The organism is Streptomyces sp. YJ-C3 (assembly GCF_053891275.1).
In genome coordinates, this window is sequence record NZ_CM132685.1 from 3,561,383 (window position 1) to 3,582,883 (window position 21,501).

Annotated in this window: 23 protein-coding genes and 1 pseudogene; 12 read left to right on the forward strand and 12 right to left on the reverse strand. The window is 70.3% G+C overall.

The features are described from left to right. Positions 1–11 precede the first annotated feature (11 nt). Complete coding sequence (locus ACVHNB_RS15575) at positions 12–398, forward strand: hypothetical protein (RefSeq protein WP_428950566.1); 387 nt, start codon at positions 12–14, stop codon at positions 396–398. 49 nt (positions 399–447) lie between these two features. Then, the gene (locus tag ACVHNB_RS15580; RefSeq protein ID WP_456228366.1) at positions 448–1,140 is read left to right on the forward strand and encodes a (2Fe-2S)-binding protein; all 693 of its coding nucleotides are present in this window, start codon (positions 448–450) and stop codon (positions 1,138–1,140) included. 64 nt (positions 1,141–1,204) lie between these two features. On the opposite strand, the gene ACVHNB_RS15585 is transcribed toward ACVHNB_RS15580, so the two are convergent. Further along, a complete protein-coding gene (locus tag ACVHNB_RS15585) occupies positions 1,205–1,873 on the reverse strand; it encodes an alpha/beta fold hydrolase (RefSeq protein ID WP_456228890.1) in 669 nt (222 codons plus the stop codon). Here ACVHNB_RS15585 and ACVHNB_RS15590 point away from each other — a divergent pair. Beyond that, positions 1,864–2,076, forward strand: coding sequence for a hypothetical protein (locus ACVHNB_RS15590; RefSeq protein ID WP_456228367.1), 213 nt, complete (start codon positions 1,864–1,866; stop codon positions 2,074–2,076). The genes ACVHNB_RS15585 and ACVHNB_RS15590 overlap by 10 nt on opposite strands. Before the next feature lie 27 nt (positions 2,077–2,103). On the opposite strand, the gene ACVHNB_RS15595 is transcribed toward ACVHNB_RS15590, so the two are convergent. The 7 genes from ACVHNB_RS15595 to ACVHNB_RS15625 form a co-directional block, all read right to left on the reverse strand. Next, entirely contained in the window at positions 2,104–3,336 is a 1,233-nt protein-coding gene (locus ACVHNB_RS15595) for a PucR family transcriptional regulator (RefSeq protein WP_428950562.1), read from the reverse strand. Positions 3,337–3,530: 194 nt separating this feature from the next. Continuing rightward, complete coding sequence (locus ACVHNB_RS15600; RefSeq protein ID WP_456228368.1) at positions 3,531–4,547, reverse strand: Gfo/Idh/MocA family protein; 1,017 nt, start codon at positions 4,545–4,547, stop codon at positions 3,531–3,533. A 73-nt stretch (positions 4,548–4,620) separates the two neighbouring features. Further along, positions 4,621–5,640, reverse strand: a complete 1,020-nt coding sequence (locus ACVHNB_RS15605) for an N-acetylglucosamine kinase (protein ID WP_456228369.1) — start codon at positions 5,638–5,640, stop codon at positions 4,621–4,623. Then, positions 5,637–6,557: a MurR/RpiR family transcriptional regulator gene (locus ACVHNB_RS15610; RefSeq protein WP_428950559.1), complete on the reverse strand. Its 921-nt coding sequence runs from the start codon at positions 6,555–6,557 to the stop codon at positions 5,637–5,639. The genes ACVHNB_RS15605 and ACVHNB_RS15610 overlap by 4 nt, the downstream gene beginning before the upstream one ends. Then, on the reverse strand, positions 6,550–7,890 hold the full coding sequence (locus ACVHNB_RS15615) for an MFS transporter (RefSeq protein WP_456228370.1): 1,341 nt from the start codon (positions 7,888–7,890) through the stop codon (positions 6,550–6,552). The genes ACVHNB_RS15610 and ACVHNB_RS15615 overlap by 8 nt, the downstream gene beginning before the upstream one ends. 612 nt (positions 7,891–8,502) lie before the next feature. Further along, positions 8,503–9,471, reverse strand: coding sequence for a hypothetical protein (locus tag ACVHNB_RS15620; RefSeq protein WP_456228371.1), 969 nt, complete (start codon positions 9,469–9,471; stop codon positions 8,503–8,505). Between the two features lie 170 nt (positions 9,472–9,641). Beyond that, positions 9,642–9,818, reverse strand: coding sequence for a hypothetical protein (locus tag ACVHNB_RS15625; protein ID WP_428950556.1), 177 nt, complete (start codon positions 9,816–9,818; stop codon positions 9,642–9,644). A gap of 67 nt (positions 9,819–9,885) precedes the next feature. On the opposite strand from ACVHNB_RS15625, the pseudogene ACVHNB_RS15630 reads away from it, so the two are divergent. Both ACVHNB_RS15630 and ACVHNB_RS15635 read left to right on the forward strand, forming a co-directional pair. Then, positions 9,886–9,993 (forward strand): annotated as a pseudogene (locus tag ACVHNB_RS15630) (IS5 family transposase); the annotation flags it as partial. A 39-nt stretch (positions 9,994–10,032) separates the two neighbouring features. Continuing rightward, on the forward strand, positions 10,033–10,470 hold the full coding sequence (locus tag ACVHNB_RS15635) for an ankyrin repeat domain-containing protein (protein WP_456228372.1): 438 nt from the start codon (positions 10,033–10,035) through the stop codon (positions 10,468–10,470). A 36-nt stretch (positions 10,471–10,506) separates the two neighbouring features. Here the strand turns inward: ACVHNB_RS15635 and ACVHNB_RS15640 are convergent, their stop codons facing one another. Both ACVHNB_RS15640 and ACVHNB_RS15645 read right to left on the reverse strand, forming a co-directional pair. After that, complete coding sequence (locus ACVHNB_RS15640) at positions 10,507–11,112, reverse strand: sigma-70 family RNA polymerase sigma factor (protein WP_428950554.1); 606 nt, start codon at positions 11,110–11,112, stop codon at positions 10,507–10,509. Positions 11,113–11,233: 121 nt separating this feature from the next. Continuing rightward, positions 11,234–11,458 (reverse strand): hypothetical protein, encoded by a 225-nt coding sequence (locus ACVHNB_RS15645; protein WP_428950553.1) that lies wholly within the window; start codon positions 11,456–11,458, stop codon positions 11,234–11,236. Between the two features lie 174 nt (positions 11,459–11,632). Between ACVHNB_RS15645 and ACVHNB_RS15650 the strand changes: the two genes are divergently transcribed. After that, the gene (locus tag ACVHNB_RS15650; protein ID WP_456228373.1) at positions 11,633–12,661 is read left to right on the forward strand and encodes a MerR family transcriptional regulator; all 1,029 of its coding nucleotides are present in this window, start codon (positions 11,633–11,635) and stop codon (positions 12,659–12,661) included. 631 nt (positions 12,662–13,292) lie between these two features. On the opposite strand, the gene ACVHNB_RS15655 is transcribed toward ACVHNB_RS15650, so the two are convergent. Continuing rightward, a complete protein-coding gene (locus ACVHNB_RS15655; RefSeq protein WP_456228374.1) occupies positions 13,293–14,528 on the reverse strand; it encodes an amidohydrolase family protein in 1,236 nt (411 codons plus the stop codon). 134 nt (positions 14,529–14,662) lie between these two features. Between ACVHNB_RS15655 and ACVHNB_RS15660 the strand changes: the two genes are divergently transcribed. Next, the gene (locus ACVHNB_RS15660) at positions 14,663–15,133 is read left to right on the forward strand and encodes a MarR family winged helix-turn-helix transcriptional regulator (RefSeq protein ID WP_456228375.1); all 471 of its coding nucleotides are present in this window, start codon (positions 14,663–14,665) and stop codon (positions 15,131–15,133) included. 61 nt (positions 15,134–15,194) lie between these two features. Here the strand turns inward: ACVHNB_RS15660 and ACVHNB_RS15665 are convergent, their stop codons facing one another. Then, complete coding sequence (locus tag ACVHNB_RS15665) at positions 15,195–16,526, reverse strand: M14 family zinc carboxypeptidase (protein ID WP_456228376.1); 1,332 nt, start codon at positions 16,524–16,526, stop codon at positions 15,195–15,197. A gap of 199 nt (positions 16,527–16,725) precedes the next feature. Here ACVHNB_RS15665 and ACVHNB_RS15670 point away from each other — a divergent pair, with 199 nt between their 5' ends. The 5 genes from ACVHNB_RS15670 to ACVHNB_RS15690 are packed head-to-tail and all read left to right on the forward strand — an operon-like array spanning position 16,726 to position 21,457. Continuing rightward, a complete protein-coding gene (locus ACVHNB_RS15670; RefSeq protein WP_456228377.1) occupies positions 16,726–18,420 on the forward strand; it encodes an ABC transporter substrate-binding protein in 1,695 nt (564 codons plus the stop codon). Positions 18,421–18,463: 43 nt separating this feature from the next. Continuing rightward, positions 18,464–19,441 carry an ABC transporter permease gene (locus ACVHNB_RS15675; RefSeq protein ID WP_456228378.1) on the forward strand — a complete coding sequence of 326 codons (978 nt, stop codon included), beginning with the start codon at positions 18,464–18,466 and terminating at the stop codon, positions 19,439–19,441. Further along, positions 19,438–20,397, forward strand: coding sequence for an ABC transporter permease (locus tag ACVHNB_RS15680; protein WP_456228379.1), 960 nt, complete (start codon positions 19,438–19,440; stop codon positions 20,395–20,397). The genes ACVHNB_RS15675 and ACVHNB_RS15680 overlap by 4 nt, the downstream gene beginning before the upstream one ends. After that, positions 20,394–21,230, forward strand: coding sequence for an ABC transporter ATP-binding protein (locus ACVHNB_RS15685; RefSeq protein ID WP_428950545.1), 837 nt, complete (start codon positions 20,394–20,396; stop codon positions 21,228–21,230). Before ACVHNB_RS15680 ends, ACVHNB_RS15685 begins: the two co-directional genes overlap by 4 nt. Further along, positions 21,227–21,457, forward strand: coding sequence for a hypothetical protein (locus ACVHNB_RS15690; RefSeq protein WP_456228380.1), 231 nt, complete (start codon positions 21,227–21,229; stop codon positions 21,455–21,457). The genes ACVHNB_RS15685 and ACVHNB_RS15690 overlap by 4 nt, the downstream gene beginning before the upstream one ends. Positions 21,458–21,501: the final 44 nt, after the last annotated feature.

Consider the following 21,501-nt stretch of genomic DNA (forward strand, 5'->3'; position numbering starts at 1 on the left):
AGGAGTGCGGCATGCCCAAGAGGCCGGCTGACGAGAAGGGCGCAGCACGGGGCCGCGAGGTTCCGTGCAGGGTGGTGGTGTGCCGCGACTGCTGCTGCGGCAGCGCCAAGGTGAGCGGTGATCACGCGGCGCAGACCGCGCGGTTGCGGGCGGTCGCGCCGGTCCGCGTCTCCGAGTGCCTGGATGTCTGCGACCAGGCCAACGTCATCGTCGTACAGCCCTCGGAGGCCGGGCGGGCGGCGGGTGCCCGCCCGGTGTGGCTCGGCCTCGTCAACGACCGTGACGCCACCGAGGACATAGCCGACTGGATCACCGCCGGCGGGCCGGGCGTCGCACCCCTTCCGGAGATTCTCGATCTGTACCTCTTCAAGCCGCCGCGCCGCCTCAGGACCTCTTGAGCCCTCGGCTCCGGATGTCCGAACCACCACAGCGCTGAAGGGACTTGTCGTGAGTGAGGAGCCGAGCGAGCTCTCGCGCGGGAGCGTGATCGAGGCGCTTCACGAGGTCGCGAGACTCGACGGATTCTTCGTCCTGGAGACGGCGGAGAGGCCCGCAGGACGGGCATCCGGGAGCGGGCGGCTCGCCTCGTCGGAATTCGCCGTTCTCGCGCGGGCGGTCAACGACCGCTGCGCCACGGACGAAGCCCGCGTAGGCGTCTCCCTCGCGCACCTGGGGCTCGCCGCCCGTCTTTGGTCACCGGTGCTGGCCTGCACGCTCCTGCACCGGATCGTGCCCGACACGAGCACGGTGGAATGGGCCGGAGGCGGTCCGGCGCTCCGCCTGGCGGCTCCGACGGGACGGCCCGCCGGGTGCTTGCCGTCCCTTGCGGAGGCCGTGTACGCGGAGGTCAACGGCCCACTGGAGGAACTGGAGAGCAGACTCACCGTCACCATCGCCCCGGGGCTGCTGGCGGGGAACGTCGCGTCCGCGCTCGTCGGGTCGGCGGCGGTGCTGCTCAGGGCTCGGCCGGACCTGCGTACAGAACTCGTGTGCCTCACAAGGGAGTTGCTGGAGACGGGACGGCTTCGTGGCACCGGCCGGATCACCGGCCCGGGGCTGACGTTCCGCCGCCGCAGTTGCTGCCTGTACTACCGCATCCCGGGCGGCGGGAAGTGCGGGGACTGCTGCCTGGCGGACTGACCGGGTTCTCCTCTCAGCGTTCTCCTGTCAGCGGAGCAGGGTGGGGAGCGGCGCCCGTCGAGGCCTACAGTCCGACCGCGCCCCGCACGAATCTCCGGAGATGCCCGCGTACCTCATCGGGCCGTTCCAGCCAGGGCTCGTGCCCCGCGCCGTCGATCCGTGTCAGCGGGACACCGAGCCGGACCGCCAGCGACGCGAGTGCCGACAGCGGGCGGGGATCGTCTCCGCCGCCGAGGATCTCCACCTGCGCGGGCAGACGTGCGCGAAGCTCGCCGAGGCGTCGGACGAGCGGTTCCTTCCGCCCCTCCGCGCCGAGTTCACGGTTCATGGTCCAGTTGACGGGGCGCCGACTCCGCGCGCCCTGCGCGGCCCAATGCCGGCCGCGTTCGGGATCGGCGTGGTCGGTGAACCAGGACAGCGTGAGCAACTCGACCTCCTGCTGCTCCGTGCGGTGCGGCAATTGCTGGAGCTCGTGGAGCCGTGCCTGTTGCGGTGCGGTCATGCGGCGGCCCCGTTCCGCTCGGTCCGCGGTGCGCCACTCACCGACGAACGGCCCGCACAGCAGCAGCGTCGCGGCCACTCGCTCCGGATGCGCCAGGCAGAACCGCGAGGCGAGGTCGGCGCCGTAGGAGCGGCCGATCAGCACGGCCGCCGGCGCGTCCCACGCGTCGAGAAGCTCGGCGAGATCACCGACATGGCGGACAACTGCAACGTTGTGCGCTGGTGCGGGCAGACACCGTCTCCCGGGAACGGGTCCTCGACGCCCTGCCCCGCCTGCTCGCCCCTGCGCGGACGGCCCTGGTGTTCGTCAGCCATGACCTGCCCGCGGTGCGTGCGCTGACCGGGGAGGCCGTGCTGTTCGAGGGCGGTCGTTGTGTGCGGCGGGGGCCCGTCGAAGAGGTGCTGCCCGCTCCCGGCGGCATCGGAACCGCGTGAGCCAGGGGACGAACGAGGGCGTCGGCTTCAGCCGTGATCCGCCCGATGGCCGTGGATGGTGAGGGCCGTGGCGAGCGTCATCTGGGTGGTGAACGAGGTGACGTCCGCGTCGAGGAGCCGTCCGACCCTGTGGAGCCGGTTGTTCACGGTATTGGGATGGACGCCCAATGCCCTGGCGGTGCGCGCGCGGTCCAGGTCGTTGGTGAACCAGGCGCGCAGGGTGTCGACCAGCTCCGGGTGCGGGTGCAGCGGTTCGATCTGCCCGAGGAGTGTGGCCTGAGCGGGGGAGACGTGGGTGAGGTGATAGTCCAGAGCGTGGTCGGCGATGCGGTGTGTGTGATCGCCCGCGGCAGTGGAGGAGCGGGCCAGACGCAGCAGGTCGTGCCCGACGCGTGCGGACGCGGGCAGGTGGCGGATCTCGGCGGGATCGGTGCAGGAGGCGCGGATGTCGAGGCGGGTCTCCGTGCGCAGGGCGCGATGCAGGGCGTTCGCCCGCTCGGCGACGACCGGGTCGGGTTCGTGCGTGTCGGCGGGGAGCAGGATCTGGGCGTGGGTCGCTTCGAGTACGGCGAGGTTGGTGCGGCCCGCGTGGTGGTGGGCGAGCGCGGTCGCCACCTGACGGACACGGCGCCGTGTGGTCACCTCGTGCGTCACCGGACGGGCGGGTGAGGACGGCAGAGGCGGCAGCGTCAGGGTGAGGATCGCGTAACGGGAGGCGAGGGGCGCACTGGTGGCGTGACCCGTCTCAGGGCCTGGTTCCTGCCCTGCCAGGAGGGCTTGTGCCAGCATTCGGCCGGTACCCAGGTCCTCGTCCCGCAGTACGGAGAGCCGGGCCTGATAGCTCTCCGTCACCGCCTGCAGGGCGGCGTCCTGGAAGGCGTACAACTGGTGGCCCAGGTAGCCGAGACCGGCGATGTGCCGATCGCCCGCGGCGTCGACGCAGGCCTGCCACAGCAGGCGGGCCGCGTGCTGCCAGTTGTGCAGGACGAGAGGGAGCGGCATGCCCTCTTCGGCGCGCTGCGCGGCGCGGTGACGGGCCAGTTCGAGGTCGGAGCGGTCGAACTGCCCGCCCGAACGCATCAGGCGCAGTGCTGCGGCGTAGTAGCGACGCGCGGTGAGCGGGAGTTCGTGACGGGCGATGTCGTCGGGCATGCCCTCCAGGAGCGGATCGTCGCTGCTGTCCCGTGCCAGGGCGTCGACGCGGACACGGACCAGGTCGAGGATGGCCACCGCGTCAGGGGGCGGGACGGCGGATGCCATGGAGTGCTGCCTTCCGTTCGGTGCTGCGGTGGTGCTCGAGCACCACCGCAGCACCTGTGAGTGTCATCGACGCCATTGTCAGGGCTCGCGCCCGGACGCCTCCCACGGGGCCGTCCCGCTCAGGCGCGGGGCTCCGGAGCCGCTGTCGACCTGACGTGTGCGCCGAGGCATGTGGCTCAGTCCCGTACGCGGGCCTACAGGTCCACGGGCTGTCCGCTGCGCACGGACTCCTCGATCGCGCACAGGATCCTCGTGACCTCGATGCCGTCCTGGCCGGTGGCGAGGACCGGCTTGTCGAAGACGACGGCGTCGACGAAGTAGGCGATGGCGTCCAGCACGAAGCCGGTGAGGTGCTCGCCGGTGGGCGGGGCGTACAGGTCGGGGAAGGTGCTGCGCTCGGCCGTGTACAGCTCCAGGGCGCGGTTGTGGGAGCCGTCGATGTTGAGCGCGCCCTTGTCGCCGAGGATCTCCAGCTTCAGGTCCTTCACGGTGGAGTGGGTGTCGGGCAGGATCCACGCGGACTCGAACACGGCGACGGCGCCCCCGGCGAACTCCACGGTTGCAGCGTGGAAGTCGGCGGTGGGGATGCCGCGTTCGCGCAGGATCTTGTCGCGGCTGACCGCGTAGACGCGGGTGACCTCGTCGTCGAGCATCCAGCGCACGACGTCGATGGTGTGGCTGGCCAGGAACCACAGGGCCGAGGAGTGGCCGGCCCAGGAGAGCATGCCGGTGGCCACGCCCAGGGTGTTGCTCAGCCGGGAGTAGACGTAGGCGGGCGTGCCGATGTCACCGCGGGCGATGGCCTGTTGGGCGGAGTACATCATCGGGTTGACCCGGTTGTGGAAGTCGACCATGAGCTTGACCCCGTTGGCACGGGCGGCGTCGTCGATGGCGCGGGCGTCCTCCACCGTGGTGGCCAGTGGCTTCTCCACGAGGATGTGCTTGCCCGCTTCGGCCGCGGCCACGGCCAGATCGCGGTGCAGGTGGTCAGGGGTGGCGATGGAGACGGCGTCGATGGTGGCGTCGGCGAGAACGTCCCGGTGGTCACGGGTGGCATGGGCGGCGCCGTACGTGGCGGCGATCTCCTCGGCCCGGCCGGGGCGCATGTCGCACACGGCGGCGAAGTCCACGTAGGGGGAGCGGTGGTAGGCCTGGGCGTGGCGTTCGCCGAAGAGTCCGGCGCCGATGAGGGCAAATCGCTTGGTGTTCACGGCAGTTGTTTCCCTTGGTTGGTGCGGGTGGTGGTGCGGGTGGTGGTACGGGTGGTGGTGCGACAGGGGGTCTTCAGAGGGCGAGCGCCCGTAAGTAGGGGGCGGCCCTGGGGAGCTGGTCCGGGGCGCGGTGGGCGAGGCGGGCCAGCTGTGCGGCGCCGTCCAGCGAGGAGCCGGCGGGCTCGGTCAGCCGGGCGTGCGGCGCGGCACGGCGTACGGCCGCCCGGAACGGGTCACGCAGCAGTGCTCCGGCGCGGAAGAGACCTCCGCACCAGGACACGAGCGGTTCGTGGTGGGCGGCCGGCAGCGCCGCGACGACGCTGTCGGCCAGATGCTCCGCGGCGCGCTGCCAGATGCTGCGGGCCACGGCGTCGCCCCGGTGGGCGGCGTCGGCGACGTCGGTGGTGAAGGAGGCGAGACGGCCGGCGACGTCGCCGTGCGGGTAGATCCGGGAAGGCCACCGCGCACAAGGGCCGAAGCGGTCGACGGCCAGGTGCAGCAGCGCCGTTGAACCGCCGGGACGCTCGTCGTGGGACCGTAGCGCGGCGCGCAGGCCCTCGGCTCCGATCCACGCGCCGCTGCCCTCGTCCCCGAGCAGATGCCCCCAGCCGTCGCGGTGGCGCCACCACTGCGCGAAGTCGGTGCCCAGCGCCACCGCCCCGGTGCCTGCGGCGACGACCGCGCCGGGCCGCATCCCGAGTGCGCCGATGTGGGAGGTGAGTACGTCGGAGGTCAGCACCACGTGCCGGGCACCGAACAGATGGGCGAGATCCGTCATCAGGCGGGCCGGGTTCGCGGTGAGGGCCAGCAGCCCGCTCATGCCCACGGCCACGGCCGTGATGGGGGTGCTCTCGGGCAGGCGCAGTGACCGCAGCGCGTTCTTCACGGCGGTGAGCAGGGCCTCGGTGTCGAGTCCGTCGCCGGTGACGGCCCGTCCGGGACCGTGCGCGGTGCGGTCGGTTCCGGACACGGTCAGACGGATGCCGGAGCCGCCGATGTCCACCGCGGCCACCCGCGCGTCGGGTGCGCCCCCGGGCGGTGCGGCGGCCGGTGCGGCCGGGCGGGGGTGGCCGGCGGAGTGCACCGCGCTCATGAGTGCCGCGTCCTTGCGGGCGTGCGCCGCTGCTGCAGCGCGTCGTGGGTCAGGGACAGGGCGCGCATGGTGGTGTCGTAGGTGCGCTGGGTGATGCCGACGAAGAGGCAGTCGATGGTGAGGAGTTGGCTGATCCTGCTCGCCAGGGCGCCGGGCCGGAACGGGCTCTCGCCTCCCGCGGGGCGCAGCAGATGACCGCAGCTGCGGGCCAGCGTGGACCGTGGGTGGTTGGTGATGGCGACGGTGGCGGCGCCGGTGGCGGCGGCCTGCCGCAGCGGGTCCACGACGTCACGTGTCTCGCCCGAGTAGGAGATCCCGATGGCCACGTCGGCCTCGCCGAGCAGGGCGGTACTCGTCAGACCGGCATGGATGTCGAGATGGACGTGGCTGAGATAGCCGATGCGCTCCAGCTTGTGGTGCAGGTCCGTGGCCACCAGGCCGGAGGCGCCGGAGCCGTGGACGGTGATCCGTCGTGCGCCGATGAGCAGGTCGATGACCCTGTCGAGGACGACGGCGTCGAGCTGGGCCGCGGTGTCGGAGATGGCCTTCATCTCTTCGCCGGCCAGCTTGGCGATGACGTCGGGCAGGGCGTCGTCGCGGGAGATGTCCCCGGTGACGGGCCGTTCGCCCGCCTCTCGGGCGGCTTCGGCGGCCAGCGCGAGGCGCAGTTGAGCGTAGCCGCCGAAGCCGAGCGCCCGGGTGGCGCGGACGACGGAGGACTCGCTGGTGCCGGCCAGCTCGGCCAGCTGTGTCATCGTCAGCTGCGCGGCGCGGGCGCGGTCCTCCAGCAGGACCCGGGCGATGCGGGTGGCGGCCGGATTGAGGCTGGGCAGCAGGGCGCGGACACGTCCCTCGAGGCGTTCCGGCCGGGAGAGCAGGTGAGGGTCGCCGGCGGTCGCGGTGGTGGATTCAGTCATGGGTGGCGGCTGCTTTCCGCTCGGAGCTGCTTCGGGGGGAGACGGGAAGGCCGGCTGCGGCGGGCGCCTTGGCCAGTTCGGGCACATCCGGAAAGAGCCGGGCCCGACGGCGCAACAGGCGCCCGGGGACGTCGAGGAAGACCAGCAGGACGAGGGCGACGACCCCGACGGCCGTCAGGCTGACCATCGCCGTGCCCAGCCCCCAGCTGTCGCCGAGCACGGCGCCCCACCACGGGGCGACGCCGCCGCCGACGGCGCCGATGTTGTAGACGGTGCCGAGGCCGGAGGCCCGGGTCCCGGCGTCGAAGTAGTCGTAGAGGTACTTGGGCAGGAGTCCGGAGATGCCGAAGTTGGTGCCCATGAAGCAGAACAGCAGGAGCACCAGCGGCAGGGGCCGGCCGCCGCCGACGGCGAAGACGGGGAAGAGGAACACCAAGGACACGGCGAGCACCGACGCGTAGGTGCGGGCGGTTCCGAACCGGTCCCCGAGGAACCCCGAGGCCGCGGTGCCGAGAACGGTGCCCAGGCCGGCGTAGAACATGATGTCGCCGCTGCTCCGGCGGCTGTAGCCGAGTGAGTCCAGATAGGAGGGCATCAGCCCGGAGACCGGCCAGTTGGTGCAGAACGCCAGGAACACGACCAGGATCAGCGTGAGTGTCACCGGCAGGCGCTGCCGGGAGAACAGCGACAGGGCGGAGAGGGAGCGCACAGTGCCCTGTTCGCGGGCGGCGGCCTGCCATTCGGCGCTCTCGGGTGCGGACTTGCGGATGTACAGGGCGACGAAGACGGGCAGCAGGCCGAGGAAGAACAGGGAGCGCCAGCCGAAGTGGTCGACCACCGGGGCGTACACCTGGGCCGCGACGAGCCCGCCGACCGCGAAGCCGGTGATCAGGAAGGCGCTGGCCTTGTTCTTCAGGTGCGCGGGCCAGCTCTCGACCGCGTAGGTACTGCTCGCTCCGTACTCGCCCGCCATACCGATGCCGACGATGAGGCGGAACGCGAACAGGGCGGCGAAGTTCCAGGCGAGGCCGCACAGGAACGTGCCGCCCGAGTACAGGACGATCGACCAGACCATCGCCGCCTTGCGGCCGTAGCGGTCGCCGACGGACCCGAAGACGACTCCTCCCAGCCATCGGGACCCGAAGGTCGCCACCAACAGGGTGCTGGCGGTCGCCAGGGACACGTCGAACTCGGCGCTGATGTCACTCAGGACGTACGTCAGCAGAACGAAGTCGAAACCGTCGAGCAGGTAGCCGATCCAGGCCGCGAAGAGCGCGCGGACATGGGTGCCGGTGAGTTGTCTGAACCACGGCTTCGGGGGTGCGGGGGACAACGGGTACCTCCGGGCAGGGCGGTGCGCACGGGCGGACCGTGACGGTGGGCGTGGTGTGAAGGGACGGCCGGGCGCGGGCCGGAGCAGTGGTGGAGGATTCCGCCGGACTGCTCGTGTGCGGTGGAGATCAACTCCGCCGCCGGGACACGAGCTTGCGATCACCGTCAGGGGAACGTCAACGGTTACCGGTTGGTAGGTGCGGTGGTCCGGATGCCGGGGCCGCAGGCGTCATCACCCCTCGCTCGTGCCTGCGGAGCGGTTTCGCCGCACTCCCGATGTCGGCTGCGTGACATACCAACTCGCCTATTTAGTAACGGAATTGGAGCAGCTCAAGCGGTGTACGTCCTGCGCTCCGCGGGCGGTCGTTTCCCGCGTTCCCGCCGGAGGTGACCGTCCCCTCGTCACCGGCGGGTGTCGTGAACTCGCCTGGCGGGAAACGGTGGTGGCGACATTGCGACAGCATCCACTTGTCGACACTGAAGCCCTGTCGCGCGCCCTGCTCCGGCTCCTGGCAGACGACCGATGCGGGGGCTCGCTCGCCGCGGCCACCTGCCCGGCCGGCGACGGCCTCGTGAACTCCGTGCATTCAGGGCGGAGGTGACGGAGGCGACACTATTCGCGGGCTCGGCGCGCGGGTCCCCAGCCGGCCGAGGCCAGATGAATCCCGAGCTGCAGACGGTTGACGCTGCCGCTCGTCTCCATGAGCCGGGCGATGCGCCGCTGCACCGTCCGCGCCGCACAGCCCAGCGCCCGTGCGATCGCCGCGTCCGTCAGTCCCGACACGAGCAGGCGCACCAACTGCTCGTCCTCCGCCGGCACCGAGGGCCGCGCTGGGAGCGCCTCGGTCAGGGGCAACGGCAGCGCCCGCGCCCACACCGACTCGAACAACTCCAGGAGTGCTTCCAGCAGCGCGCACGGACGGACCAGCACCGCCCGGTGCGAGGACCGTTCCTGCTGCTCCAGTGGAATCACCGCGACCCGCCGGTCCACCACCACCAGCTTCATCGGCAGCCGGTCCGTCGTCCGCGCCAGCTCCCCGGCCGACACCGCCGCCCGCACCGACCCCTCACCCTCCTCGGTGGCCAGCGCGGCATGCGCGTACACCGTGCGGTACTGGACCTGGCGCTCCCGCATCATCTCCACCTGCACGGCATTGAAGCGGTCCGGCGAGACGCAGGGCGGCCGGTCGAGGATCAGGACCTCGTCCCGCGCGGCCCGCTGAAGGGCGTCGAAAGCGGCCGGCCCGGCATCCCCGGGTTCGAGGATCTCGACCGGGTCGCTGCGCGATCCCCGGCCGCGGCGCCACCGTTCGGCCACCTCCTGGGCGGACGCCCGTACCTCGTCCAGTGCCGCGTCCCAGGCCCGCACGACACGGCTCAGCCCCGTGCCCGGTTCCACCGCCTGCGGCATGCCCCCGGTCCTGTCGTGCTCCACCAGGCCCCAGACATGAAGGTGTTCCAGCGCCGTGCGCACGACGTCGGCGCCCAGCTCCTCGCGGAGCGGTTCCAGGCCTCCCGAGGCCCCGGACGCCAGCCGCTCGTAGAGCAGCCAGTCGTCGGGCGAGAGCGGGGAGGGATTCACGGAGAACTCCGGCAGCACGTAGAACGTCTCGTCCGCAGAACGCGCGGCGAGACATCGATGGCGGGGATGTCGATCACGCTAAGCAGTCCGCTGGGGCGGAGCAATGAGTCCTGGGCCCAACCGAAGCGCATGCGACTGTGCTCGAGCACACCGCGAGGTGTGGGTACGGCTCACGAGGGCGGGGCGGACGGGCGGCTGATGCCGTCGAGCGTGACGTCGTGGACCCGCGGGGCGCGCTCGTCGAGTCCGGCGGCGGGGATGCCGAGGTCGCCGGAGAGGGTGTCGCGGAAGATGCGGTAGTCCATGGCGCAGGCCGCGGTCAGCTGGGCGAGGGCGAAGCGGAGCATGGCGCGCGGCGCCGTTCGGTGAACGGCCTGTCCCAGTGGTTCTGGGCACAGAGGGGGCGAGTAGCGCGGGATCAATCGTCTCAAGCGCCACCGGGCCATAGCCACGAGGTACGACGAACTCGCCGTCCGCTACGAAGCCACGGTGCTGGTCGCGGTGATCGACGAATGTATGTGAGTGGCTCCGGCGCACCCATGATCGTTAGCCTCACCGGCTATGAAGCAGCGCCGGCAGAAGAAGCTCTCCCGCCGCCTTTTCGAGGCGATCCTGACAGGTGACGCCCGGAGTACGAAGACCCTGTTGCGCAGCGGAGCAGACCCAGAGAAGCGGAACAGTGACGGCACCACTCCGCTGTACTTGGCATCGGTGCAGGGCGAATTCGAAGTAGCCCGTCTCCTCATGGAAGCCGGGGCTTCTCCCGACACGGAGAGCAGCGGCCTCGGCTCGGAGGGCACGCCGCTGTGTGCGGCGGCGTGCTGGGGGCACATCGAAACGGTCCGGCAACTGCTGGCACACGGAGCCGATCCCAACCTTCGCGAAGACCATGGCACAGGCTGGTCCCCGCTCGACTGGGCGGACAACGGCCCCCACCACAGCACTGCCGAGATCCTCCGAGCAGCGGGAGCGCAACCGACAGCGCACTCGGCTCCGTAGCCAGTGCGACCTCAGCACTCACTGTCGCAACAGACCCTAGGCGACATCGGTGGCGGCGAGCCGCAGCCGCAGCCGGTTCAGCCCTCGCCTGGAGTGGCTCTTGACGGTGCCCAGGGGCCAGCCCGTCACCTGAGCGATCTGACTGTGCGTGAGGTCGCTGTAGAAGGCGAGTTCCAGAACGCGCCGCTGTACCGCGGGCAACAGTGCCAGTTCGTGACTGATGAGCACCCGGTCGAGGGTGCGCTGCGTAGAGTCGTCGGCGGCCGGTGCCGCGCTCAGCGAGGCCTCCGCGGCGGATGCCAGTGCGGACCGGCGGGTCCGGGCGCTCAGGGCATCGGCGATCTTGCGTCGGGTGATGCCCACGACCCAGCCGACGAAGGCGCCGCGCTCGGGGGCGTACCCCTCACGGCCGCGCCACACGGCCAGGAAGACCTGCTGGGTGACGTCCTCGGCTTCGCGCGAGTCGCCCAGTGACCGGTAGGCCAGCGTGTGAACGAGCGTTCCCCAGCGACGGTAGGCGGCCTCCAGGCACGCTTCCTGGCCGCGGCGAAGGCCGGTGGCCAACTCTTCGTCGGCAAGGGACTCTTCGACAGGTGCCCACAGGCCGTCCTGCAGAGTCCGCGTGGTCCGCTGAGCGCGCATGGGCCCGTGCCCTTCCGTCGCCGGTCAAGTGATCTTCACTCTGGGGCAGCGGAGGCCTTGAATTCGAGTCGCATCGAATGTGCATCGCTTCTGCGTGGGGCGGGAGTCGCCCCCCCCCGGACTACAGCTCGCGTCGAATCGCCTCCCATACCGTGTCGGGCGGCCGCGCGGCTGCTACCGGTCCCTCCCGGCCGGCCGCCAGCACGCGCAGGAACGAGTTCAATGTCGACAGGCAGGTCTCGCACTCCGGCACGTGCTGGTCCGCCGGTGTCGGCGCCTCGGCGCCCAGTGCGATGAGCGCGAGATCCCCCGGCGAGGGATGGCGGATCGAGGACGGGGCTGACATCGGTCACCTCTGGCGGCCAGGCCTGTGGAGCAAGGCGAATGTGCGGGACGGGAAGAACCCGTGTCACCGGACGTTCCGTTCCTTGCGGCAGGGCAGATGCACGCGGCAGCAGATCCGTGCAGCCGCCACGCCTCGCCCCGGACCGCAACGATGTTGCGTCGATACACTTCGTGCATGAACTCCCACGCTGTGCCCGAACAGCCGCCCCGGCGTCCGGCAGCGGTCGACGGTGCGGGCATCACCTCGGGATCGCTGGCCCGGCGCCTGGGCATTTCACCCACGACGCTGCGGTCATGGGACCAGCGCTACCGGCTGGGTCCCGCCCAGCGGAATCATGGTCGCCACCGTCGCTGGTCCCCGCGTGACGTCGCCATGATCGAGGACATGTGCCGCCTCACGGCTTCCGGCATCCCTCCGGCCGAAGCCGCGCGCGTCGCCAAAGAACGTGCCGGAGCCGTCGCACAGCACGGTGAAGCGACCGAGACCGCCATGTCCGCCAGTACGGCGCCGGCCCCTCCGCAGAGCCACGGCCCCGGCACGTCCTTTCTCCAGATTGGCATGGTGCGGACCGAATGCCGGGGACTCGCCCGTGCCGCTCTGCGCCTCGACTCCGACGCCGTTCAGCAGCAGCTCGACGCCTTCGTCCGGCACCACGGGGTGATCACCGCGTGGGAAGAACTCATGATGCCGACCCTGCACGCGGTCGGCCGCAAGTGGGAGTCCGCCGGTGACCGCTACGTCGAGGTCGAACACCTGCTGTCCTGGCACGTGTCCACCACCCTGCGCAACGCACAGTTCCTGCTGGACTCTCCGCAGACGATCCGAAACGCGCCCCGTGTGCTCCTGGCCTGCGTTCCCGGCGAACAGCACACGCTGCCGCTCGAGGCCTTGCACGCGGCGCTCCTGCACGTGGGCCGACCCGCGCGGATGCTCGGCGCAGCCGTTCCGGCCGACGCACTGGTCGCCACGGTGCGCCGGACCGGGCCGGCCGCCATAGTGCTGTGGTCGCAGACCCGGTCCTTGGCGAGCACCCCTCTCGCCGCGCACCTCCAGCGAGCGGCCTGGGGACTCAAAGGGGCACGGCAACAGCCGGCACTCCATCTGGCGGGGCCCGGCTGGCGGGGCACTGTCATCGACGGGTCCGTCCAACCCGGGGGACTGCGCGAGGCCGTCGCCCTGCTGGAGCCGGAGCTCTGCGGCTAGGGCGTGTCCTGCGGTGGAGCGCTCGGGATCGAAGGCGGGTGGGCGTCCGTCGCGGGAGCCCTCGGCTGTGCGGCGGGCGATCTGGTCGCTGCGTTCCGGACTGGTGGACGCGATCCCGCGAGCTCGCATTGCCGCCCGGGTCGACGGGTGGGAGTACGCCTTGTCGGCCAGGACCCGGTCGGGGTGTGTGCGAGGGCGGCCGGATCCGTCACGGCCGACTGCTATCTGCTCCAGCAGTGGCAGCAGGTGCGAGTGTCCCCGGCCTGGCCCGGGGACAAGACGACCGACATGGGTAGTCCGCGCGCGTCGACGGCAAGGTGGATCTTGCTGGTCAGTCCGCCGCGGGACTCCAATCCATGGGGTGGGCGGGCGTCGCCATATGCGGGTTTGGAAGGGCGCCGGGTCATTGCCCGAGACCAGTTTCCGTACCAGCCCTCCAACACTGCTGTCGGCGAGGGCCTCGAACCGGACCGCGGCTTTCTCACGGTCCGGGCTCGCGGGTGACGACCCGGATCGGAGGTCCGAGGGCGTGGCCAGATGGACGAGGGGGTCTCTCCGCTCGCTCCACGGCCGCGTACCGACGTCCCCGAGGTCGGGGTGGGTGACCCCGCAGCGTTGAGGCGTCGTTGGATCAGGCTGTGGGCAGCCGGGTGCCGCGGCGCCAGACGGCTCGGGTGTTGAGGGTGTCGTCGATGGTGGTGGTGGGGTCGCCGTCCACGAGGAGCAGGTCGGCGCGCAGGCCCTCTGCGATGCGGCCGCGGTCGTCGAGCTTGAAGCGGCGGGCGGTTGTGGCTGTGGCGGCGCGCAGGGCCTGGGCGGGGGTGAGGCCGGCCTGTACGAGGTATTGCAGTTCGTGGTGGAGGCTGGCGCCGTGAGCGAGGCCGCCGAGGAAGGGCATCGGCATGGAGACGTCGGTGCCGGCGAGGATGTCGACGCCTGCCTCGTGCAGGGCGCGGACCGAGGCCAGGACGTCGTCGATGCGGCCCTGTGGGTAGTGGTTGAAGCTGCTACGGAGCGTCTTGATCCAGGCTTCGTCGAGGCGGCTCGCCACGCGGGGGTCGTCGGCGAGACGGTCGCCGGTGATGCCCATCATGGAGGCGTTCAGCACGACGCAGGGCACGACGAACGTGCCGGAGTCGCGGATCAGGGTGATGATCTCGTCGCTGTGGGGGCCGTCCATGAACAGGTGGGCCAGGCCGTCGACGCCGGCCTCGATGGCCATGTCGGTCGCCTCGACGGTCAGGGCGTGGGCGACGGTGAGCTTGCCGTGGCGCTTGGCCTCGGCGACTCCCGCGTTCAAGGTGGCCTGGTCCAGCATGGGCAGGCCGGGATGGCCCTCTACGGACCCGTCGTCGACCATGAACTTGATGTAGTCCGAGCCGCGTTCGATCAGCTGGGGGATGAACGCCACCGCTTCCTCAGGGGTGGTGGAGAACGGCATGAGCGGCGGGGGGCCCTCCGGCCGCGCAGATGAGGCGCCGGGTGGCGGGCCGGGACGGAATCCCTCCGGGAACAGTTCGCTGGGGTGGCCGCCGGGCGGCGTGATGCCGAAGCCGGAGGAGCGAACGTCGGCGAGCGAGTCGTCGTCGGTGATGTGCGCGCGGTTGTCGGCGGTGTTGGTGCCCTGCATCTCCAGTTCGGTGGTCACTCCGAAACGTAGCGCGAGCGCGAGCGAGGCGGTGTTGGTGTGGACGTGGGCGTCGATCAGCCCAGGCAGCAGGGTCGCGCCCTCGGCGTCGACCACTTCGGCGCCCTCGGGGGTGTCGGCGCCGAGGGCGCGGATCCCCGTGGAGTCGAAGACGACGGTGCTCGCCTGAAGCGTCTGCTCGTCGTCGAAGATGCGGGCGTTGATGATCGCAGTGGTCATGGCTGTGTGTCCCATCAGTGGTGTGCCGCTGCGCAGCGATCCGCAACGGCGGCGCAGCACACATGCAGTGCAGCATATACATGCATTCTTGCATGCTTATGTATTCGGCACGAGTCTGCGGATATGCTGGGCGGATGAAGGACCACGCAGATCAGATGCCCGACATGTTGCTGGACTCGGTCGGCGCTGCGTTCGCCCGGATACGCCGGCGCACTGCATTGGTGCAGGTCGACCCGCCGGTGACCCGCAAGGACATGTCCCGCAATCAGGTCATCAACATCGTCGACGAGGCTGAGGGGGAGATGACGGTAGGAGGGGTCGCCTATCAGCTCTCCGTCGACCCCTCGGTGGCCAGCAGGATGGTCAAGGACTGCATCGATGCCGGCCTGTTGGAGCGGACCGTCTCACAGCGTGACGCGCGCCGGACCGTTCTGCGGCTGACCGGCGAGGGCATCGCCCTGCGTGATCGTTTCCGCAGCCAGCACCGCCAGGCGTTCGTCCACCTCACCCGCGGCTGGCCGGAACAGGAGCGGCTCGAATTCGCCCGGCTGTTGCTGAAGTACGCGGACGCGACGGCCGAGCTCGGCCGGGAGACAGGCAGCTGAACCGCCCCTTCGGCCTGCGCGGGCGTGTTGCGGTTGCGGGGTGGTGGCCGCGTGCGGCAGGTCAGCAGGTCGCGGCGATGCTGATCGCGGCGAGCTGGATTCCTGCGGCGACGCGCACGGGCACGGTGGGGGGTGTGTCCGCTACGGATTCCTGCTCCCACTGCTGGTAGGTGCGGGTCATCTGTGCGTGCAGCGGCCGCAGTGCGGGGTTCGAGGCGAGCAGGCGGACGAGCATGCTTCCGTAGCGCAGGCGCAGCAGGTGCCGGGACTGTGCTTGGGATGCCACCTCGGCCCGCGTGGCCAGGCGGCCGGTGGTGGGTGGCATGAGGCTTGGCTTCGATGTCAGGCGGTCTCGGCAGGCTCGGGCGAAGAGTGAGCCTGCGTCGATGAAGTCGGCCGCCTCGGTGTAGACGTCTCCCAGGATCTGAAGGGTGTGCTGGGTGGTGGCGCGCTCCTGTTCGCGGAGCTCGTCGAGGGGGACGGTGCTGGGGCTGGTGTCGCTGAACGTGGCATCGCTCCACATGGGCACTTCGGCAATGAGTCCGGTGGTCCCGTACTTCCGGGCGTAGGAGAAGCTGGAGTCGCCGGCGCTCCAGGTGTCCGGTGCTTTGCCGTGCTCGATCAGGCAGTCGATCTCTTCTGGGGTGTCCCACTGGCCGAAGACGGCGGGCGCCAACAGGGGCGCGCCCGGTGATTCGGGTTCGCCGACGTCGAGGGTGAGACCGAAGAGCGGGGGCAGGGCGGACAGCCGTCGGGCCAGGTCGGAGACGTCGCGGGAGAGGTAGTAGAAGACGCCGCCGGTGTCGCTGTTGTGCAGCGACGGCATGAGGTCGGGCCGGAGTTCGTCGATCGATTCCATCCAGGCGTGCACCTCGGGCAGGGTCGCCTCGAATGTCACCCCCCGGTGGTCGAGGGGGAAGGTCCATTCGATCTGGTCGAAGAAGGCAGGGCGGTAGAAGCCGCGGAAGTAGGCGAGCCGGTCGTGGGGGCGGTCGAACCAGGAGTAGTTGAGCTTGGCGCCGTCGGGATCGATACAGCCAATGATGTGCCAGGAGTGGCCCAGGCGTTCGCGCAGAGCCGGGTCGGCGCAGAGCGCTTCGGCCAGGTGCAGCGCGGTGATGGAGCCGATCGGTTCGTTGGGATGCGGGCCGCCCACGACCAGGGCGGTACGGGGACCGCCGTCGATATCCAGACGCAGCAGCGGCTCGCCGCCCCGGGATGTCCCGATGCGGCGCAGGCTCGCCACGGACGGGTGCCGCTCGGCTAGTGCCGCCAGGCGGTCGTTGATCTCGGTGACGGTGGGAAAGGCCGTGACGTGCGGGACGGAGGCGCACAGCGTCCTCAGGTCGGGCGGCAGCGGCCAGTGCGGCGAGAGGGCGGGGGTGACGTGCATGAAGTCTCCAGTCAGCGGCTCGACTGACAGATGTATCAGTTTGAATCGGCTCCTGTACATGCCCATTCGCGCGTAACCCCTTCGTTACATGCATGTGCGGCGGCAACTTAGTGACAGACATGTCAATCATGCGTAGAGTTCCGGCCACTCGGCCCGGCGCGGTGGCGTCGGCACGGCTGGAACTGTTCGAGGAGCTCGCATGAAGCTCAGGAAACCGGCACGCTGGCAGGCGCGATGCGCGGCCGTCAGCATGCTCATGGTGGCAGCGGTGGGATGCCGCGCCCCGGGCGCGCCTCCGGAGGGAGAGGTGCTGCGGATCGGGACGGTGTCGCCGATCGACTCCGTCAACCCCTACACCGCGGGCAGCGACGAGGGGCTCAACGCCGTCTCGATGACCTACCCGCGACTGGTGCAGTACGGCCCGGGCAACAAGGTGATCCCGGCGCTGGCGACCCGTTGGTCGAAGACCGACGGGGGCCGGAGCCTGGTCCTGCACCTGAACCCCGATGCCCGGTGGTCCGACGGGTCGGCGCTGGGCGCGCCGGACGTGGTCTGGAGTGCGCGCACCGACCTGAAGTTCGCCAAGGGTGCCACTGCCTCCCTCGCTTCCGCGTTGGGCCCGGTCGACAAGGTGAGTGCCGTCGACGCCCACACGGTGAAGCTGGCGTTCACGCGTGAGGCTCCGTCCAACATCCTCGATCTGCTCACCGGCTTCTTCGTCCTGCCGCGCACGGTGTGGAAGGACCACATCGGCAAGGGCGGGGCGGGCCTGCTGAGCTATCGGCCGCAGGACTCGCTGCCCATGGTCAGCGGGGGGCCCTTCACCATCACGCGGCTGGAGGAGAAGGGGACCACGGTCTACCGGCCCAACCCCCGCTACTACGGCGCCCGGCCCACGCTCAAGGCCGTGACCCTGACCTACTACACGAACGCCGAAGCCCTGGTCTCCGACCTCATCGCGGGCAATCTCGACTTCGTCAACCAGCTGCCCAGCACGACCGCGGACGCCCTGCGCAAGGCCGACAAGATGCGGGTGACCACAGCTGACGGACCGATGCGCAGCGACATCATCTTCAATTCCAACCCCGCCAAGCCCCGCAACCGCGAGCTGCTCGACCCGCAGGTACGCGAGGCGCTGGAGCGGGGAGTGGACCGGCGGCGCATCGCCAAGGTCGTCTTCGGCGACTATGCCCAGCCGTACGCGAACCTCATCTCGCCCATGTCGGGCGACGCCTGGCGCGACCCGAAGATCAAGCCGCTACCGTTCGACGTCGCCGCCGCCAACCGGGCACTGGACGCCCTGGGCTACCGGCGCGACAAGGACGGGACACGGATCGTCCCCGCCACGACCGGCAAGTATCCGCAGCCGGCACACCGCATGAATTACGAGATCATCACCCCCGGGGACCTGACCTTCGACGTCAATCGCCAGTTCAAGATCGTGCAGAGCGACTGGGCGAAACTCGGAGTGAAGGTCACCCAACTGCCCTCCGGAGACACGGCGCAGGCGTTCGCCGCCCTGTCGGCGCCCGACTACAAGTACGAGAAGGCCGACATCGGCATGTGGACGTGGGGCGGGAACGTCGATCCGTCGTTCAATCTGTCGCTCCTGGCCAGCGACCAGCTCGGCAACCTCAACGACACCGGGTTCAGCGACCCCGCCTACGACCGCCTCTTCCAGGAACAGGCCCGCGCCGGCTCGCTCGCCCAACGCCGCGCCCTCGTGCACCGGCTGCAGCAGATCGCCGCTCGCCAGCGCCCGTACATCTTCCTGGTCAACACCTCTCTCATCAGCGCAGCCCGCCCCGGGTGGAGCGGGTTCGCCCCCCGCACCATCGGAGCCTGCGACTGCTACTACGCCAACGTGCAGCACCACCAAGGAGATCCGCGATGACCGACTCCTGTTGTCCGCTCACGCTGTTTCCCGGGGGCCGCGCATGAGCCCGCAGCGCCTCATACGCCGGATCGGCGCGGCCCTTCTCACGCTGTGGGTGGCCGCCACGCTCAACTTCGTCCTCTTCCGCACGATCCCCGGCGACGCCGTCTCCTCCCTGCGCTGCCAGCGCTGCACCCCGGCCTTCCGGGAACTGCTGCGCCACCAGCTCGGCCTCGACCGGCCGCTGATCGTGCAGTACCTGTACTACCTGCGCGACCTGCTCCACGGCGACCTCGGCCAGTCGGTCTCCTCCCACCGCCCCGTCACCACACAGCTGCTCCAACCGCTGCTGGCCACCCTGCCCATGCTGCTGCTGGGCACCATCGCGGCCCTGCTGCTCGGCGTCATCGCCGGCTCGCTGGCCGCATGGCGGCACAACACGCTCACCGACCGCGGCCTCACCCTGACCAGCCTCATCCTCTACTCGATGCCCGCCCAGTGGCTCGGCCTCATGCTCGTCATGTACGTCGCGTTCACCGTCGGCCTGCCGGTCGCAGGACTCCACTCACCCAGCCTCGGCGTCCTCGAACCCGCCTCATGGAGCGACAGCCTGATCGACCGCGTCCAGCACATGGTGCTGCCCTCGGCGACCCTCGGCATCATCCTGTTCGGCCAGTTCGCGCTCATCACCCGCTCCTCCCTGCTGTCCGCCCTGGGTGAGGACCACGTGCTGACTGCCCGGGCCAAAGGACTCAGCCCACTGAGCGCGGTCTTCCGGCACGCACTGCCCAACGCCCTCCTCCCGCTGGTCACGATCACCGCTCAGACCTTCGGTTACATCGTGGGCGGCGCCGTCGTCATCGAGAGCGTCTTTTCCTACCCGGGCATTGGCCTCGCCGTCATGGACGCCATCAGCAGCCGCGACTACCCGACCCTGCAGGGCGCCTTCCTCCTGCTGACCGCCGCCGTGATCGTCGCCAACCTGATCGCCGACCTCCTCTACCCCAAGCTCGACCCGCGTGTGGGAGCCGCCTCGTGAGCGCACCAGCCCCGACCGAACCAGCCCCCACGACCATCGCCCCGCCGTCGCCTGCGCGCCGTCGCCGGCCCGTCCGTGACGCCCTGCTGCACACCCTCTACGGGCGCATCGGTCTCGTCCTGCTCGGCCTTCTGCTGATCGTGTCCGTCTTCGGGCCGCTGCTCGAACCGCACGGCACCAACAGTGCCGTGGGGGACCCGTTCGAAGCCCCCTCCGCGCGCTTCCCGCTCGGCCTGGACGACGGCGGCGTCGACATGCTCAGCCAGCTCATCGCCGGCGCCCGCGTCTCCCTGATCGTCGGCCTCACCGCGGCCGCCGTCGCGGTCCTGATCGGCGGCGCCGTCGGCATGATCTCCGGCTACGTCGGCGGCCGCACCGAGGGCATCCTCATGCGGATCACCGACTACTTCCTGACCCTGCCCGATGTCCCGTTGATGATCGTGGCCGCGGCACTGTTCGGCCGGAACCTCACCAACGTCGTGATCATCATCGCCGCGATCTACTGGACCAGCACGGCCCGCATGGTGCGCGCCGAGGTCAAGTCGCTGCGCGAACGCCCCCACATCCAGCGCGTGCGGTCCCTGGGCGCCAGTCACGGCCGGATCCTGCGCCACCACATCCTGCCGGGCATCGCACCTCTGCTGGCCGCGAACGTGGTGCTGATGATCTCCACGGCGATCTTCGCCGAGAGCTACGTGTCCTTCCTCGGCCTGGGCGACCCCAACGCCATCACCTGGGGCGGCCTCATCGAAGCCGCCTCGACCTCCAGCGCCGTCCTGCGCGGAGCCTGGTGGGCCATCGTCCCGCCCGGCCTGTGCATCACGCTCGCCGTCGTCGCCTGCTCCATGGTCGGCCAGACCATCGAGGACGCACTCAACCCCCGCCTGGGAGCGGGCCACCTGTCGGTGCGCACCTTCGGCGTCCTGCCGCTCGCCCGGTTCAAGGAGAAGCGATGACCCCGACCTCGACGCAGCCGCAGGAGTCAGAAGTCACGGCGGTGCCCACCCCCGTCCTCGAAGTCAAAGACCTCCATGTCAGGTTCGAGCAGGCGGCCGGAGAGCCGGTCACCGTGCTGCACGGGGTCGACCTGGCCGTCCACGCCGGTCAGCGACTGGGCCTCGTCGGCGAATCGGGCAGCGGCAAGTCCACCGTCTCCCTCACCTGCATGGGGCTGCTGCCCGCCAACGCCACCGCCGCCGGCCACGTTTTCCTCAACGGCACGAACATTCTGGCGGGGGGTGAGCGCTCCATCCGGCCCCACCGGTGGAAGGACATCGCCATGGTCTTCCAGGGAGCCATGGCCGCCTTCAACCCGGTACGCACCATCGGCAAGCAGATCGCCGAACCGATGCTGCTGCACCAGACCCAACCGCACCGCAAAGCGGCCCGAGCGCACACCGAACATCTTCTGGACCTGGTCGGTCTCACCCCCGCTGTTGCGGACCGCTACCCCCACGAACTGTCCGGCGGCATGCGCCAGCGCGCGGTCATCGCCATGGCACTCGCCTGCGAGCCCAAGGTGCTGCTCGCCGACGAGCCCACGACAGCCCTCGACGTCATCGTCCAGGCGCAGATCGCCGATCTCCTCGTCGACCTCACCGACCGGTTGGGTCTGGGGCTCGTCCTCGTCTCGCACGACCTGCCACTGGTGAGCCAGTACTGCGAAAGCCTCGCCGTCATGCGCCACGGCAAGGTCGTCGAGCACGGCCCCAGCGCGCGCCTGCGCACCGACCCTGCCCACCCCTACACCCGCCAGCTGTTCGACGCCTCCGAGGAAGCCGCCCGATGAGCAACCCCACACCAGCCGAGGCACCCTGCCCGCTCGAACTGCGCGACGTCTGTGTCAGCTTCGCCCCGCAGCGCCGCACCCTCCTGCCCCGCTCCCGTACGGCCGAGCCGGTCCGCGCGGTCGACCACGTCAGCCTGCGCCTGGAACACGGCAAGGCACTGGCCCTAGGTCGTGTCCGCAAAGTCGTTGGCTCGTTGGTCTGTTCATGGTGCGTCGTCATGAACTGACCGATGAATCCTGGGCGGTGATCGAGCCGTTACTGGCTCCGCCC

Bases quoted from the DNA above. Each gene is read 5' to 3' on its own strand.
- ACVHNB_RS15655 (WP_456228374.1), bottom strand. From the start codon at position 14,528: ATGACCACTGCGATCATCAACGCCCGCATCTTCGACGACGAGCAGACG.
- ACVHNB_RS15610 (WP_428950559.1), bottom strand. From the start codon at position 6,557: ATGACTGAATCCACCACCGCGACCGCCGGCGACCCTCACCTGCTCTCC.
- ACVHNB_RS15645 (WP_428950553.1), bottom strand. From the start codon at position 11,458: ATGTCAGCCCCGTCCTCGATCCGCCATCCCTCGCCGGGGGATCTCGCG.
- ACVHNB_RS15650 (WP_456228373.1), top strand. From the start codon at position 11,633: ATGAACTCCCACGCTGTGCCCGAACAGCCGCCCCGGCGTCCGGCAGCG.
- ACVHNB_RS15640 (WP_428950554.1), bottom strand. From the start codon at position 11,112: ATGCGCGCTCAGCGGACCACGCGGACTCTGCAGGACGGCCTGTGGGCA.
- ACVHNB_RS15605 (WP_456228369.1), bottom strand. From the start codon at position 5,640: ATGAGCGCGGTGCACTCCGCCGGCCACCCCCGCCCGGCCGCACCGGCC.
- ACVHNB_RS15625 (WP_428950556.1), bottom strand. From the start codon at position 9,818: ATGCTCCGCTTCGCCCTCGCCCAGCTGACCGCGGCCTGCGCCATGGAC.
- ACVHNB_RS15660 (WP_456228375.1), top strand. From the start codon at position 14,663: ATGAAGGACCACGCAGATCAGATGCCCGACATGTTGCTGGACTCGGTC.
- ACVHNB_RS15690 (WP_456228380.1), top strand. From the start codon at position 21,227: ATGAGCAACCCCACACCAGCCGAGGCACCCTGCCCGCTCGAACTGCGC.
- ACVHNB_RS15635 (WP_456228372.1), top strand. From the start codon at position 10,033: ATGAAGCAGCGCCGGCAGAAGAAGCTCTCCCGCCGCCTTTTCGAGGCG.
- ACVHNB_RS15595 (WP_428950562.1), bottom strand. From the start codon at position 3,336: ATGGCATCCGCCGTCCCGCCCCCTGACGCGGTGGCCATCCTCGACCTG.
- ACVHNB_RS15675 (WP_456228378.1), top strand. From the start codon at position 18,464: ATGAGCCCGCAGCGCCTCATACGCCGGATCGGCGCGGCCCTTCTCACG.
- ACVHNB_RS15670 (WP_456228377.1), top strand. From the start codon at position 16,726: ATGAAGCTCAGGAAACCGGCACGCTGGCAGGCGCGATGCGCGGCCGTC.
- ACVHNB_RS15685 (WP_428950545.1), top strand. From the start codon at position 20,394: ATGACCCCGACCTCGACGCAGCCGCAGGAGTCAGAAGTCACGGCGGTG.
- ACVHNB_RS15665 (WP_456228376.1), bottom strand. From the start codon at position 16,526: ATGCACGTCACCCCCGCCCTCTCGCCGCACTGGCCGCTGCCGCCCGAC.
- ACVHNB_RS15575 (WP_428950566.1), top strand. From the start codon at position 12: ATGCCCAAGAGGCCGGCTGACGAGAAGGGCGCAGCACGGGGCCGCGAG.